The organism is Rhodococcus triatomae (assembly GCF_014217785.1).
GTDB lineage: Bacteria > Actinomycetota > Actinomycetes > Mycobacteriales > Mycobacteriaceae > Rhodococcus_F > Rhodococcus_F triatomae.
Genome location: NZ_CP048814.1, coordinates 4,607,368 through 4,621,306, shown reverse-complemented (window position 1 = coordinate 4,621,306; position 13,939 = coordinate 4,607,368). Strand labels below are relative to the sequence as shown.

The 13,939-nt window shown below is 67.7% G+C and carries 18 protein-coding genes; 8 read left to right on the top strand and 10 right to left on the bottom strand.

Features of this window, described 5'->3' with window-relative positions:
* Nucleotides 1-4: 4 nt before the first annotated feature.
* The 3 genes from G4H71_RS21695 to G4H71_RS21685 are packed head-to-tail and all read right to left on the bottom strand — an operon-like array spanning nucleotide 5 to nucleotide 1,907.
* Nucleotides 5-730 carry a DUF3159 domain-containing protein gene (locus G4H71_RS21695; RefSeq protein WP_072739108.1) on the bottom strand — a complete coding sequence of 242 codons (726 nt, stop codon included), beginning with the start codon at nucleotides 728-730 and terminating at the stop codon, nucleotides 5-7.
* Between the two features lie 11 nt (nucleotides 731-741).
* Nucleotides 742-1,338: a TetR/AcrR family transcriptional regulator gene (locus G4H71_RS21690; protein ID WP_072739109.1), complete on the bottom strand. Its 597-nt coding sequence runs from the start codon at nucleotides 1,336-1,338 to the stop codon at nucleotides 742-744.
* A 20-nt stretch (nucleotides 1,339-1,358) separates the two neighbouring features.
* Nucleotides 1,359-1,907, bottom strand: a complete 549-nt coding sequence (locus G4H71_RS21685; protein WP_169847177.1) for a TetR/AcrR family transcriptional regulator — start codon at nucleotides 1,905-1,907, stop codon at nucleotides 1,359-1,361.
* Nucleotides 1,908-2,126: 219 nt separating this feature from the next.
* Here G4H71_RS21685 and G4H71_RS21680 point away from each other — a divergent pair, with 219 nt between their 5' ends.
* The 3 genes from G4H71_RS21680 to G4H71_RS21670 are packed head-to-tail and all read left to right on the top strand — an operon-like array spanning nucleotide 2,127 to nucleotide 4,418.
* Nucleotides 2,127-2,909 (top strand): MBL fold metallo-hydrolase, encoded by a 783-nt coding sequence (locus G4H71_RS21680; protein ID WP_072739156.1) that lies wholly within the window; start codon nucleotides 2,127-2,129, stop codon nucleotides 2,907-2,909.
* A gap of 50 nt (nucleotides 2,910-2,959) precedes the next feature.
* Complete coding sequence (locus tag G4H71_RS21675; RefSeq protein WP_072739110.1) at nucleotides 2,960-3,595, top strand: CG0192-related protein; 636 nt, start codon at nucleotides 2,960-2,962, stop codon at nucleotides 3,593-3,595.
* A 10-nt stretch (nucleotides 3,596-3,605) separates the two neighbouring features.
* The gene (locus G4H71_RS21670) at nucleotides 3,606-4,418 is read left to right on the top strand and encodes a putative protein N(5)-glutamine methyltransferase (protein WP_072739112.1); all 813 of its coding nucleotides are present in this window, start codon (nucleotides 3,606-3,608) and stop codon (nucleotides 4,416-4,418) included.
* Here the strand turns inward: G4H71_RS21670 and G4H71_RS21665 are convergent.
* Entirely contained in the window at nucleotides 4,409-5,035 is a 627-nt protein-coding gene (locus tag G4H71_RS21665; RefSeq protein ID WP_072739113.1) for a TetR/AcrR family transcriptional regulator, read from the bottom strand. The two genes, G4H71_RS21670 and G4H71_RS21665, sit on opposite strands and share 10 nt — an antisense overlap.
* 132 nt (nucleotides 5,036-5,167) lie before the next feature.
* On the opposite strand from G4H71_RS21665, the gene G4H71_RS21660 reads away from it, so the two are divergent.
* Both G4H71_RS21660 and G4H71_RS21655 read left to right on the top strand, forming a co-directional pair.
* Nucleotides 5,168-6,820, top strand: coding sequence for an MFS transporter (locus G4H71_RS21660; protein WP_083343232.1), 1,653 nt, complete (start codon nucleotides 5,168-5,170; stop codon nucleotides 6,818-6,820).
* Nucleotides 6,813-7,622, top strand: a complete 810-nt coding sequence (locus tag G4H71_RS21655) for an SDR family oxidoreductase (protein WP_072739115.1) — start codon at nucleotides 6,813-6,815, stop codon at nucleotides 7,620-7,622. Before G4H71_RS21660 ends, G4H71_RS21655 begins: the two co-directional genes overlap by 8 nt.
* Here G4H71_RS21655 and G4H71_RS21650 read toward each other — a convergent pair.
* Genes G4H71_RS21650 through G4H71_RS21630 form a run of 5 tightly spaced genes read right to left on the bottom strand, consistent with a single transcriptional unit; the run spans nucleotide 7,603 to nucleotide 11,112 of the window.
* On the bottom strand, nucleotides 7,603-8,223 hold the full coding sequence (locus tag G4H71_RS21650) for a TetR/AcrR family transcriptional regulator (protein WP_083343231.1): 621 nt from the start codon (nucleotides 8,221-8,223) through the stop codon (nucleotides 7,603-7,605). The two genes, G4H71_RS21655 and G4H71_RS21650, sit on opposite strands and share 20 nt — an antisense overlap.
* Before the next feature lie 56 nt (nucleotides 8,224-8,279).
* Complete coding sequence (locus G4H71_RS21645; protein ID WP_072739118.1) at nucleotides 8,280-9,518, bottom strand: NAD(P)/FAD-dependent oxidoreductase; 1,239 nt, start codon at nucleotides 9,516-9,518, stop codon at nucleotides 8,280-8,282.
* Nucleotides 9,515-9,706 (bottom strand): rubredoxin, encoded by a 192-nt coding sequence (locus G4H71_RS21640; RefSeq protein ID WP_072739119.1) that lies wholly within the window; start codon nucleotides 9,704-9,706, stop codon nucleotides 9,515-9,517. Before G4H71_RS21640 ends, G4H71_RS21645 begins: the two co-directional genes overlap by 4 nt.
* Nucleotides 9,707-9,739: 33 nt before the next feature.
* Nucleotides 9,740-9,925, bottom strand: coding sequence for a rubredoxin (locus G4H71_RS21635; RefSeq protein ID WP_072739121.1), 186 nt, complete (start codon nucleotides 9,923-9,925; stop codon nucleotides 9,740-9,742).
* Entirely contained in the window at nucleotides 9,922-11,112 is a 1,191-nt protein-coding gene (locus G4H71_RS21630; protein WP_072739122.1) for an alkane 1-monooxygenase, read from the bottom strand. Before G4H71_RS21630 ends, G4H71_RS21635 begins: the two co-directional genes overlap by 4 nt.
* A 218-nt stretch (nucleotides 11,113-11,330) precedes the next feature.
* Here G4H71_RS21630 and G4H71_RS21625 point away from each other — a divergent pair, with 218 nt between their 5' ends.
* Both G4H71_RS21625 and G4H71_RS21620 read left to right on the top strand, forming a co-directional pair.
* On the top strand, nucleotides 11,331-11,762 hold the full coding sequence (locus G4H71_RS21625) for a helix-turn-helix domain-containing protein (protein ID WP_072739124.1): 432 nt from the start codon (nucleotides 11,331-11,333) through the stop codon (nucleotides 11,760-11,762).
* Nucleotides 11,759-12,631: an alpha/beta fold hydrolase gene (locus G4H71_RS21620; RefSeq protein ID WP_072739126.1), complete on the top strand. Its 873-nt coding sequence runs from the start codon at nucleotides 11,759-11,761 to the stop codon at nucleotides 12,629-12,631. The genes G4H71_RS21625 and G4H71_RS21620 overlap by 4 nt, the downstream gene beginning before the upstream one ends.
* 245 nt (nucleotides 12,632-12,876) lie before the next feature.
* Here the strand turns inward: G4H71_RS21620 and G4H71_RS21615 are convergent, their stop codons facing one another.
* Nucleotides 12,877-13,263, bottom strand: coding sequence for a PPOX class F420-dependent oxidoreductase (locus G4H71_RS21615; protein WP_072739127.1), 387 nt, complete (start codon nucleotides 13,261-13,263; stop codon nucleotides 12,877-12,879).
* 118 nt (nucleotides 13,264-13,381) lie between these two features.
* Between G4H71_RS21615 and G4H71_RS21610 the strand changes: the two genes are divergently transcribed.
* Entirely contained in the window at nucleotides 13,382-13,765 is a 384-nt protein-coding gene (locus G4H71_RS21610; RefSeq protein WP_072739159.1) for a PPOX class F420-dependent oxidoreductase, read from the top strand.
* Nucleotides 13,766-13,939 lie beyond the last annotated feature (174 nt).

The following is a 13,939-nucleotide window of genomic DNA, read 5'->3' as shown; positions in this document are numbered from 1 at the left end:
GCGGTCACTGCGGTGGGTGTGCGTGGTCCGTCTCGTACGACTTTCGGCGCTCGTCGACTCGGCGGACCACCCAGATGGTCGCGAGGACGGCGACGAGGGTCAACGGCCACCCCATGGCCACCCGCGCGATTCCCAGCCACGTCGTCTCGTCGAGGTGATAGAGCCATTGCTGCACGGCGAATCGAGCGAACGCGAGAAGGCTCCAGAGTGCAGTGGCGGCATCGTAGTAGTGCAGGGACGTCCGGTCTTCGCGCCAGAAGGTGCCCTGGGAGTTGGCGGCTGCCCACACCTGCCCGATGAGGGGACGCCGCACCAGGATCGAGATCAGCAGGATTGCACTGATGCCCGCGGTGATGACGTTGCCGATCAGGTAGTAGCCACGTGCCTCGCCGACGATCGCCGCCACCGCGGAACTGACGAGCACTCCGCCCAACCCGACGAACGCTGCGCCGACCGGCTCTCGCCGCAGCAACTGCACTGCCCCGACCAGCACGGAGGTGGCGACCGACATCCCGATCGCATGCCACAGGCCGAACGAGGCGTTGACAGCGACGAAGACCGCGACGGGGAGCGTGGTCAGGATCGCTCCGGATGCCCCGCCGATGTATCTCCAGGCGTAGGCGAGTTGTGCCTCCAGGGTCTCGGGCACCGGCCGGAGCCCGGGCGGTGCCCCTCCTCCCTCGTCTCTTTCGTCGCCGTCGCGTTCGTGCTCTCTGTCGTGCGAACTCATCGTGCGTCCTCTCATCGGATGAGGAACAGGCGATCGAGATAGGTCTCGAGCGCTTCTTCCAGGCTTCGCGTCGGGAAAGCCGCGGGAGCGAGGGCGTGGTGCAGGCACAGACCGTCGACGAAGGCGACCAGGGCGGAGGCCTCGGCGACGGGGTCGGTCTCCCTTGCGAGCTCGCCGTGTTGCCGGGCGGCGGAGAGCGCGCGGGTGACACCGTCGAGGAGCCCGGCCGTGGCACGTTCGTGGGTCGCGGACGTCTCCGTGTCGGTGAGCGCGACGTGCAGGAAGTTGAGCCAGAACCGGAGCTCTCGCTCTCGTTCCGCGTCGAGGGGCAGCACCGTCCGCATGAGTGCTCCGACGTAGTTCCGTAGCGGGCGTGCGGGTTCGATCGCGAGAACACGCTGCTCGGCGCGTTCGAAGACGTGAGCGATCCCGAACCGGAGGAGTTCGTCCTTGTTCCGGAAGTAGCGCTGCACCATGCCGACCGACACCCCGGCACGTGTCGCCACGTCGGTCAGGGTGGTGCGCTGGAGGCCCAGATCCGCCACCACGCCGAGGAGCGCGTCGGTGATCTGGCTGCGCCTGGTGGCTGCGTCTGCGTGTCGGGTCACATAAAAATAGTACCGTAATATTATTTAGTCGGTAAGAGGGCAATCGCCAGTTTCTCGGCCGCGTAGCCGACGGCGTCCTCCCAGTCCGGGGCGAGCAGCGCCGTTCGGGGGCCGCTGAAGTGATCGGCCAGGCCGGTGGCCGTGGACCACAGCAAGGTCAGCGCGAGGTCGGGCCGATCGACACCCCATTCCGAGAGCCGTGCGTGAATACCGGCGAGCACCCGAGTCGTCGCGTGGAGGAGCGGATCGACTGCTTCCTGGTCGATCCCGCCTTCCCCGCCGCCTGCTGCGAGCAGGTGGACATCCTTCCCGAATTCGGCATGCAGCAGCCGGTAGTCGGACATGAACCGGACGAAGAACTCCCGTGGATCAGGCCGAGCCTCGAGAACCGGGGCGAGCCCGGTGAACATCTCCTCGAGTCGCTCGGCGTACAGCGCGGCATACAGTTCTTCCTTGTTCGCGAAGTAGAGGTACACCGTGCCCAGGGCGATTCCGGCGCCGTGCGCGACGTCCCGCATGTGCAGTGCTCGGAGGCCGTTCTCGCGCAACAGGTCGCGACCGGCATTCATGATGCTCCGGCGTCGGGCCGGCCTGCTCTCGCCGGGTCGGGTGCGAGCCCGGCGGCGGTCGTCTGCCGGTGCGGCGTCGTTCACTCGGGTGTGCCCCATCGGTTCGCGCATCGATTGCTGTAACTGCCCATTGACACTAATCGACAGCCGGGAGAAGCTGAACCGGATTCACTGAACATTGTTCATATCGTACGTCGGGCCATGGAAGGACTGCACGACATGAAGGTCCACCACCTCAATTGCGGAACGATGACGCCGATGACCGGCACGATGGTGGCGCACGTGCTCCTCGTCGAGACCGCCAACGGGCTGGTGCTCGTCGACACCGGGTTCGGGGCGCGCGACATCGACGACCCCGGCCGGCGGCTCGGTCCGCTACGTCACGTGATCCGTCCGGCGCTCTCGCGTGCGGAGACGGCGCTCGAACAGGTCGAGCGCCTGGGATTCGACCGCACCGACGTGCGGCACATCGTCGCCACCCATTTCGATCTCGACCACGTCGGCGGACTGGCCGACTTCCCGCACGCCACCGTCCACACCACGGCAGCCGAGGCCGCCGCCGTGATGTCGCCGACCCTGAAGGAGCGAGTTCGGTACCGCAGAGCCCAGCTCGGACACGGTCCGAACATCGTCGGCCACGAGCCCACCGGCGAACCCTGGCGCGGATTCGCCGGGGCGAGGGAACTCGGCGAGATCGCACCCGGGATCGTTCTCGTACCCCTGCCCGGGCATACCCGTGGGCACGCATGTGTCGCCGTCGACGCCGGTCACCGCTGGGTGCTGCACTGCGGCGACGCCTTCTACGATCCGGCCACGCTTCACGGCACGGCGAACGCCCCCGTCACCCTGCGGGTGATGGAGACCCTGTTCGCGACGAGCCGCCGGCAGGTTCGTGACAACCACGCGCGCCTGGCCGAACTCGCTCGTGCCGCGGATCCCGAGCTCCTCATCGTGTGCGCGCACGACGCGGAACAGCTGCGTCGAGCTCAGGCATCCGAGTGAGCGGGCCGGATCGGGGCGCCGCCCCGATCCGATCGTGACAGGATCGGGTCATGGCGATCCTGTATCACGCGGAACTACGCCCGTCGAAACTCGAGCTCGTCGCGCAGTGGCTGCCCTCACGCCCCTGGTACGACGGCCCCGCCGTGCCCCGGGTGCAACGGGTGGCATCGTTCCGATTCGACGACCCGGACGGAGAGGTCGGCGTGGAGACGCACCTCGTCCGGGTCGAGGACGGCCCGGTGCTCCAGGTTCCGTTCACCTACCGTGGCGCGCCGTTGCCGTCCGCGGACGGGCATCTGGTCGGCACCATGGACCATTCGGTGCTGGGGAGACGCTGGGTCTACGACGGGTGCGCCGATCCGGTCTACGCGCGCTGTCTGGCGGAGACCATCCTCGGAGGCGGCCACGAGGCAGAACAGTTCTACGAGGTCGACGGCGCACTCGAACCGGAACCCGGAACGGCCCGGGTCACCGGGACCGGCGACGGGACCCGGTCCGCGGAAGACCTCCCGACCGCAGCTCTCGAACCCACCACACAGGGAGTCGAAACCTCGGTCGTGGCAGGGCGGTTCGTCCTTCGCGTGCTCCGAGTACCCACCGGGGAAGCAGTGGCTGATCTCGCGCTCGGTGGGACGTGGCCGGGCGTTCGGACACCGGTGGCCCTGGCATTCCTCTCGGCTGCCTAGGGGACATTCGGTGCGCCGATGGACCGAAGACTCGGTGGTGTCGACACTGCGCGCCGCAGGATGTGCGTTCGCCGAGGACGAGGCGCGGCTCCTCCTCGAGGCGGGCACGTCCCCGGCGATGCTCACCGGCATGATCGAGCGACGCGTGGCGGGATTTCCGCTGGAGCACATCCTCGGGTGGGTGGATTTCCACGGCCTCCGCTTTGCCGTGGGTGACGGTGTCTTCGTCCCTCGTCGGCGCTCGGAGCTGATGGTGCGCGAAGTGTGTGCGGCCGCCGCATCCGGGTCGATCGTGGTCGATCTGTGCTGTGGCTGCGGCGCGTTGGGTGCGGCCGTCGCGGCCTCGGTGGCCGGTGTCGAGGTTCATGCGGCAGACATCGATCCCGTGGCTGCCGACTATGCGAGGCGCAACCTCAGCGGCTACTCCGCGCAGGTCCATGTGGGTGACCTGTTCGACGCGTTGCCGGGCCGTCTGCGCGGGCGGGTCGACATCCTCCTCTGCAATGCGCCCTACGTTCCCGGTGAGGAATGGCGGACCCTGCCTCCCGAAGCCCGACTGCACGAGCCCCGTCGCGCTCTCGACGGTGGCGACGACGGATTGGTCGTGCAACGGCGGGTCGTCTCGCAGGTCACCGACTGGCTGTCGCCCGGAGGATGCGTCGTCTTCGAAGTGAGCGCGAGACAGGCGCCGGAAGCCCTGGGCCTCATGCAGGGAGCCGGTCTACGGGCACGTGTCGCGACCGCCGCCGAACTGTCCGCCACGGTGGTCGTCGGCACCGGTCCCGACGACCACCGTGGCGGGGGCGCGGGGCCTCACCCGTGAGCGTCGAGCCAGGCCCGCGCCTCCCGTGTGATGTCCGCCGCTCGATCCGGGGTGATTCCGGTGAGCACGAGCGACGAGACGGACAGGGTCTCGCCCTGATCGGTGATGTTCCCGCGGTTCGCTTCGTCCAGCAGGGCGAGTGACATCGCCTCGTCCATGCGCACCAGCAGTTCTGCATCGAGGTATCCGGAGAACACTCCGGTGCTCTGACCGCGCCGCACCGTGTCGACGGTGCGGTTGCGGATCGGCGCGAGCAGGTCCCGGATCCGGTCCTCGCCGAGTTCCCGGCGCGCGAACGACAACAGGATGCGGAAGCGGTCGCCGATCGGCCACATCCGGAGCGCGAACACGGCACTGGCCAGTTCCGGCCGGTCCGGCTCCTCCTCGGTCAGCAGTGCATTGTCGATGGCCGCCGTCGCCTCGGCCGCGATGCCCTCGACCAGCGAATCCCGGTTCGGGAAGTGTCCGTACACCGTTCGCCGGACCACGCCGGCGGCGCGAGCCACGTCGTCCATGCTCGCATCCGGATTCGCGGCGAACTCGCCGATCGCGGCCGCGATGATCCGCGAACGATTGGCTCTACCGCGGGGGCTGTGGGCAGTGGCATCGGAACTCACGTTCTCCAGTCTCGCGCAACGCCGGGACGCGCCGTCGTCGGACCCGCCGGGAGGACTGTGACGGGAATCTAATTGCACAACCATGTGCAGCGAATCTACATTTGCACATATGTGTGCAGAAAGGTGTGGGAGATGACGACGCAAACGAGGCCGCAACGGCCGGGCATCGTGGTGAACACTCCGGTCAATGCGATGACCGGGCCGTACGGTCGGCGCTGGGCAGCGCTCGCCGTGCTCTGCCTGAGCCTGCTGATCGTGGTGATGGCCAATACCGCGCTCATCGTCGCGGCACCCGACATGGTGCGCGACCTCGGGCTGACGAGTACGGACCTGCAATGGGTCATCGACGGATACACCGTGCCGTACGCGGCGCTGATGCTGCTGTGCGGAGTCCTCGGTGACAAGTACAGCCGCCGGGGCGCCCTGCTGGTGGGGCTCGCCGTCTTCGCCGGTGGAGCGATCTTCGGCAGCCTCGCCGATTCGACCACGGCAGTGGTCGCCGCGCGCATGATCATGGGTGTCGGGGCTGCCACGATCATGCCCGCGACACTGTCACTGCTGGTCGCGACGTTCCCGAAGGCGGAACGTGCGCGAGCGGTCGCGGTGTGGGCCGCGACGACCGGACTGGCCATCGCGCTCGGGCCGCTCCTGGCGGGAATGCTGCTCGAGCAGTTCTCCTGGCACTCGACGTTCCTCATCAATGTGCCGATCTCGGTACTCGCCGCGGCGGGCGTTCTCGTCCTCGTACCGCCCTCGCGAGCTGACGGGTTCGGGCGCATCGACTGGGTCGGCGGCGCGCTCTCCGTCCTCGCGGTGGGGCTGCTGGTGTACGCGGTCATCGACGGATTCCACTTCGGGTGGGGAACCGGGCCGGTGGCCGCCGCCGTGGGCGCGACGGTCGCACTGGCGGCGTTCGTCGGCTGGGAGGCTCGCCATCCCAACCCACTGCTCGAGGTGGGGAAACTGCGGGAGCCGCTCGTCGGTGGTTCCGCGCTGTCGGTCGGCACGTTGATGTTCGTCGCCTTCGGGGCGATCTACTTCGTCACCCAGCAGTTCCAGTTCGTCCTCGGGTTCGGGCCACTCGAGACCGGGCTCCGGTTGCTGCCGTTGGCCGTGGCCGTCTCCGCCGGCTCGATGCTGAGTTCGTGGATCTCCCGTCGGTTCGGAATTCGCGTGACGATCGTGGTCGGCCTCCTGGTCGCGGGATCGGGTGTCCTCTCCACGACATTCGTGGACGGCACGTCGGGCTACGCCAACTATGTGGCGCTCCTGGTGTTGCTCGGGGCCGGAATCGGGATGGCGGCGCCACCGGCGACCGACGCTCTCATGGGCAGCTTCGACGAGGACGATCTCGGCGCGGCGGGCGGTCTCAACGACACGGCGATGGAACTCGGTGGCGCGCTGGGAATCGCGGTGCTGGGCTCCGTCCTCGCGACCGGGTTCAAGGATTCGATCGCCGGATTCCTGTCGAGCCTCTCGCTCCCTGCCCTCACCGGCCCGCAGGCAGATCTCGTCGCGGAAGCGATGGACGCGGCGGGCGATTCTGTCGGGGGAGCAACGCTGGTCGCCGAGGAGATGACGAAGAACCCGTTGACGTCGGCCCGTGCAGGCGAGCTGACGAACGCTGCCGCCGAGGCCTTCGCGGACGCCGTGGTTCGCGCCAGCTGGGCAGGTGCCGCAGCGCTCGCCGTCGGTGCCGTCGTCGTGGCGATCATCCTGCCGCGCAACGCGGATCGTGTCGTGACACCGGAGAACACCGACGAAGGAGAGACCGGACGTGGGTAGAGGATCGTCGTTCGCGCGAGCGCGAGTACTGGTGACCGGAGGAGGAAACGGGCTCGGCCGACTGTTCGCGCTGGGATCGGCCGAACGAGGTGCCGAGGTGGTGATCTGGGACATCGCGGCGGATGCGGCGGAGCGGGTGTGTTCCGAGATCCGCAGCGCCGGCGGTCGTGCGGAGTTCGCCGCGGTGGACGTCACGGATCAGGCTGCGGTGGCCGCCGCAGCCGAGAAAGCAGGCGCCATCGACATTCTCCTGAACAACGCTGGGATCGTCGACGGAAAACCACTTCTCGACGCGACGGACGAGGAGATCCGGCGCACGTTCGAGGTGAACACGCTGAGCCTGTACTGGGTCACCCGAGCGTTTCTCGGCGGCATGCTCGCCCGCGACCGGGGCGCGATCGTGACCATCGCCAGCGCGGCCGGAATGGTGGGAGTGGCGCAGCAGACCGACTACTCGGCGAGCAAGTTCGCGGCTGTCGGTTTCGACGAGTCGCTCCGTGCGGAGTTGCGCACGCAGGGGTCGAGGGTGCGGACGTTCATCGTCTGTCCCTATTACATCGACACCGGGATGTTCGACGGTGTCCGGACCAGGTTTCCGCGCCTGCTTCCCATCCTCGACGAACAGAAGGTCGCGACTGCCGTTCTCGACGGGATCGAGTCGGGCCGAAGGCGTCTCGTCCTCCCGGCGCTGGTCCGGCTACTTCCGGCCGGACGTCTGTTTCCCGTGCCGGTCTTCGACAAGGTGATGGATGTGCTCGGCGTCAATCAGACGATGACGCATTTCACCGGCCGGAAGACCTAGCCACCGCCTGTTCCAGGAAGGGCGCGAACAGGTCGGCGAGATCGGACGCGACCCGGTCGGGGTTTCCGACGTTGAGCGTCAGGTGGCTGATCGCCAGCCGGACGACGGTGGCGCCGAAGATCTCGCCGTCGTGGCGGCTCAGATTCGCCCAGCTGTCCATGAAGATCCGGCAGAGTTCCTCGGTGGCGTGGTCGAGAATCGGGGTGCCGTCCGTGGTCACGAGACTCAGCAGATCGTGCTGCGGGCGGTCACCGACGATATTGAGCACCATCGGGTCGAGGACGCCCTCGGCGAAGAATCCGGCCAGTGCCGACTCGATCGCGCCGCGCGCGTCGTTCTCGTGGGTCTCGACTTGGCGCCGCACTCCCGAGAGGAAAGCGTCGACCAGCCGCAGCAGGTACGCGGTGGCGAGGCCCTGGCGCGAACTGAATTCCTTGTACAGGGTCTGCCGGCTCATTCCGGACTCACGGGCGATGTCCGCCATCGTGATCTCGTTCCACGGTGTGGCCGCCAGCAATTCGCGGGTCGTGTCGAGGACGGTGTCGCGCAGGAGCTGACGCGCCGCCTCCTGGTAGGGGACACGTGTACGCGGCGTGGACATGTCAGGAAGACTGGCATCGGTACGCGGCGGCGTCAACATGGTGGACATGAAAGTGGTCATTGTCTCGCGGCCGCACTCAGCGCCGTCAGGTCGGTCTCCGGATCGAGGAGCACCCGATCCGTGGTGAACGGAGCATGCTCGATCAGCACCCGCACGGCGCGGATGTCCTTGGGGCGCCCGATGGACACCGCTCCGACCAGCCGTCCGTCCCGTCGGCACAGGGCGGTGAAGTCCCGCCCGTCGAGGTCGCCCCGGACCAGGAGTTCGTCGTCGGCGCCGGGCCACCCCGCCACCTGGATGTTGGACCCGAACTGCTGGGACCAGGACCACGGTACCGCGCCGAAGGGCGCCCCCGTGCCGAGGATCGACCGTGCCACGGCGGCACCGTGATCGAGTGCGCTGTTCCAGTGCTCGCACCGGTACCACCCGCCGAGGGCGGCGTGGGGAATCGTCGCGACGTCACCGATCGCGTAGACCCCGTCGACCGAGGTGCGGAACCACTCGTCCACGACGACGCCGCCGTCGATCCGGGCCCCGATTCTCTCGGCGAGTTCGATCGCCGGATCCATCCCGATCGCCACCACCGCGGCGTCGGCGGCCCAGCGTCGGCCGTCGGCGGCCACGGCGACGATCCCGGTGTCGTCCGCCTCGAGCGTCGACAGCGTGACCTCGGTGTACAGATCCACTCCGGCGCTCTTGTGGAGCTCGGTGACCACCGACCCGACGGCTTCGGGAAGGAGGCGCGCCAGCGGCCGGGTCTGTGCCTCGAGGACGGTGACGGCGCAGCTGTGGTCCCGGGCCGTCGAGGCGACCTCGGACCCGATGAGGCCGCCGCCGACCACGAGCAGCCGCTCCCCGGCCGCCAGACGTTCGTAGAGCGCAGGCACGTCACGGTAGGCCCGCAGGTGGTGAATGCGCGGATGATCAGGCCCCAGCGTTCGGGGACGCCCACCGGTGGCCAGGACGAGGACGTCGTAGCCGAGGTGCTCGCCGTCGGAGAGCGTCACCGTCCGTGCCGCGGCATCGACGTCGACCACCGTGGTTCCGGTGAGCAACTCGACGTCGATGTCGGGCCAGTGCGCCGCCGGCTTCAGTGCGACACGAGTGATGTCCGACTTTCCGGACAGCAGACCCTTCGACACTGCCGTGCGCCGGTAGGGGATCTCCGATTCCTCTCCGACCAGCACGATCGATCCGGAGAAGCCCTCGCTCCGCAGTGTCTGCGCCGCGGTGGCACCGGCGACGCCGGTTCCGACGACGACGATCCGCCCGTCCGCGGGCACCGAGGAGGTCACCGCTCGACCTCGACCATCTCGAAGTCCGACTTGGCGGCGCCGCAGTCCGGGCAGGACCAGTCGTCGGGGATGTCGTCCCAGCGGGTGCCCGGCTCGATCCCGTCCTCGGGCCATCCGAGTGCCTCGTCGTACTCGAAGCCGCACTGGAGGCAGCGGAACAGCTTGTAGGTGGTTGCGGTCTCGGTCATGACGGTTCTCCAGGGGGGTGGGGTGTTCGGGAATCAGCCGGCGGGCCGTGCGCCTGCGGGGTGGGGAAGGAAGTCGACTTTCTCCCGCACGCCGCAGTCCGGGCAGCACCACTCGTCGGGGACGGTGTCCCAGGCGGTGCCGGGTGGGAAACCCTCGCGGGCGTCACCGGAGGCTTCGTCGAACACGTAGTCGCACACGGGACAGATGTAGGCGCTCATGCGGCACCGCCGTCGACGGTCGCGCCGTAGCGGGCGTAGATCTTCTCCTGCTTTCCGGGCTGCACGTTGACCCGGGTGATGTCGCCGTCGTAGTGGTCGAGCACCCGGTGGTCCATCACCGTGCGCCACAGTGGCGGCACCGTCGCGAGCAGGATCATGCTCGCGTACCCACCGGGGAGCTGCGGAGCCTGGTCCATGCTGCGCAACGTCTGGTAGCGGCGGGTGGGATTCGCATGATGGTCGCTGTGTCGCTGCAGGTGGTACAGGAACACGTTGGTGCACAGGCGATCGCTGTTCCAGCTGTGGGCGGGCGTGCATCGCTCGTAGCGTCCGGACGCCGTCTTCTGCCGACGCAGCCCGTAGTGCTCGAGGTAGTTGATCCCCTCCAGCAGGGAGAAGCCGATGACCGCCTGGATGAGGACGTACGGCCAGATGCCGATCCCGAAGACCGCGAAGACGGCGGCGAAGAGAACGAGGGTCATCAGCCACGCATTGAGGACGTCGTTCCTGATGCTCCAGTGCGTGGTGCCCAGACGCTCGAACCTGGCCTTCTCGAGATGCCACGCCGACCTCACTCCGCCGACGACGCTGCGGGGCCAGAAGCGGTAGAAGGTCTCACCGAACCGCGAGCTCGCGGGATCCTCCGGAGTGGAGACCCGGACGTGGTGCCCGCGGTTGTGCTCGATGTAGAAGTGCCCGTACGCGGATTGGGCGAGGACGATCTTCGACAGCCAGCGCTCGACGTTCTCCTTCTTGTGGCCGAGTTCGTGGGCGGTGTTGATACCGATACCAGCGGTGACACCGACGGTGACGGCGAGCCCGATATTGGACAGCACGCTGAGATCCCAGTTCGCCCAGACGTAGCACGCGAGAACGAACGACGAGTACTGGAGCGGAATGTAGGCGTAGGTGCACCAGCGGTAGTAGCGGTCGTTCTCGAGGGCGTCGATCACCTCGTCGGGCGGATTCTTACCGTCTTCACCGGCGAGAACATCGATGATCGGGATGATCACGAAGGCGATGATCGGACCCGCCCACCAGAAGACGTTCCAGCTCGTCAGCCAGACCATGCCCCAGGCGATGAACGTGGCCGAGGACGGAATGAGCGCCAGGAGCCACAGGTAGCGCTTACGGTCTCGCCACAGGGCTGTCCGGCCGTCGGATTCGGTATAGGAGAGGGTGGACACAGCTTCCTCCAGTGTCTCGTGACGCAACAAATGCGGGTAACTGATTCGCCATCGCGAACAAAAGAGCGTTCGTTGTTATGACGGTAGACACAGAGTTGTAATATGTCAACGGTGGTCCCGGGGAGCCCGTATGCGCTGGCGTCGAAGCATGAGAGATTCCCGAAAAGCACTCAACTGTCCTGATTGATCGTCTCTATACATGCATATAGAGTGTGTCTGTGAGCGATGCATTCTTGTCCGTGGATCAGGTGGCAGAACACCTGGGGCTTCACGTGCGCACGATCCGCAACTATGTCCGGGAAGGCAGACTTCCCGCGGTGCGCATCGGGAAGCAGTACCGGATCGCCCGGGAGGACCTGGAGACATTCACCGGGCGCGCGGTTCCGGAACCACTGCGGGACAGCGTGGTTCGTCGGCGACACGCCGAGGTGTCGAGCATCGTCGAGGTCGACGCCGTCGATCGGGCAACGGCGGATCGGGTCTCGACGCTCCTGCTCGGCGCAGCGGGTACCGGTCGTCCGGGGGACTCCCCGTTGCGGGTGCAGACCGTGTACGACGAGGAGCGAGCCCGGATGAAGATCGTCGTCATCGGTGCGGTGACGGACACCGCGCGCCTTCTCGACTACGTGGACGGGATCCTGTCCACGTGAGCGCGATCTATCGGTCCGCCACCGGTGCGCAGGAGATCGCCCGGCGCTATACGGAGGCGCTGGGCGCGTGGCCGGTCGCCGCCGAGCACCACCACATTCCCACCCACGTGGGTGAGACCTTCGTGGTGGCCTCCGGTCCGATCGGAGCACCACCGCTGGTTCTCCTGCACGGATCGGGAGCGAACACGACGGCGTGGCGCGACGACGTGGAGTCCTGGTCGCGCCACTTCCGCACCTACGCTGTCGACCTCGTCGGCGAGCCCGGACGGAGTGCGCCGACACGGCCACCGTTGGACTCCGACGCCTGTGCGTCGTGGCTGGACGCGGTTCTGGACGAGGAGGGAATCGGCAACGCCGCGCTCCTCGGAATGTCTCTCGGTGCCTGGACGGCGTTGGACTACGCGATCCGCCGGCCCGAACGAGTCACGCGGCTGGCACTGCTGTGCCCCGGCGGCATCGGCCGTCAGAAGGTGGGCTGGATTCCGCGCGCCCTCCTCCTGCGACTGTTCGGCAGGCGGGGCATCCGTCGGTCCGCGGCCACGGTCACCGGCCTGCACGGCCGGGAGTACCGGCAACTCCTGGACGAGGTGGCATTGACGTTCACCCAGTTCAGGCCGCGTACCCGGCTACCGGTGTTCGGCGACGAGGCACTCCGCGGTGTCCGGGTACCCGTTCAGGTGACGGTCGGCGACAGCGATGTCCTGTTCGATTCGGCGGGGACGGCGCGCCGGGTGCGCGAGTGCATTCCGCACGCCGATGTCATGACCCTGCCGGGAGTGGGGCACGCGGTATTCGGCAGGACCGAGCCGCTACTCGAGTTCCTTCTCGAAGATTCCCGCCCCGGCGGGGATCAAGACGCCGGGTTGTAGGGGAGCGGAGAACGCGACGGTGCCGGCAACTCGCGAAGAGCGCGGACGGTACGGAACCAGCGTGCCCGCACGTCCACAGGAAGGCGGTCCGGCGGACAGGTCGACTTCTGCACGCCCGGGGATGTGGTCACGACCGCGCCGGCTGGACTGTTCGGATGCATGAGGACACAGTGACGGCGTTGCATTGCCGCCGTGTTTCGACCGGTTTCCTTCTGGATTGCAATCGTCGGAGCACCCTGCACTCGTCAGCCTGGAGAGGGGTGGTCGGGTGATCCCAGCCCCCAGGCGAGGATGCGGATGGGCCGCACCCTGATGAGCGGCCCGACGCGTCCGCCGAAGGACTCGGATTCGAGCGCTTCCGCCGTACCGCGGATCTCGACTCCGCGCGGACGCCAGGGGTCGATGCTCTCGAGGTCGTCGACGACGAACGACACCCGCGGATCCGCCTGGATGTTGCGATACTTGCGGGTGCGCGCCAGGTCGTAGCCGCCGATGTCGACGGTGCCGAACTCGCGGTTGAGCCGGAATCCGACCGGGCGGCACTGCGGCCCACCCTCCGGCCCGAGTGTGGCCAGCCGTCCGAGACGCTGCCCGTCCAGGAACTGTGCTTCGGCATCGGTGAATCGACTCATCGGTGACTCCTCGTCCGCGTGGTTCCACGGTACGACGCCCGGCCCGGTGCCGCGTCCGGAATTCGGCGCTCGGTCGCAGAGTCCTGGCGGTGTCGGGGACTCGCACTACGATGAAGTGATGAGCCTCGGCGATCTTGCGCATGCGAAATACGTTCTGCTCACGACGTTCCGGAAGGACGGTTCCGCGGTACCCACTCCGTTGTGGGCTGCTCCCGACGGAGACGGGCTCGTCGTGTGGACTGTCACCGACTCCTACAAGGTCAAGCGGATCCGCCGCAACCCCGAGGTCACCGTCGCCGCCTGTGATGCCCGCGGCAACCCGAAAGGTGCGGCGATCGCCGGCCGCGCGACGATCCTCGACGCGGCGGGTACCGAGCGGGCGCGGTCCGCGATCTCTCGCAAGTACGGGATCGTCGGGTGGCTCGCGATGAAGGGCAGCCTGCTCCGGCGGGGTAAGTCGGGCACCATCGGCATCGTCGTGTCGGCGCCGGACGCACCGTGAGTTCGCCCCTGCTGATCCGTTCCACCAGTGCCTTTGCCGGCGGACACAAACCACCGAATTTGTCCCGGTGCCGGACGCGAATCGGCTCCGTCGAACGCCGCAGGTCGGCACCGGACAAAAACCCTGGACACAACCGAATGGGACACAATGCGTCCATGGTCGGGTTTTGTCCCG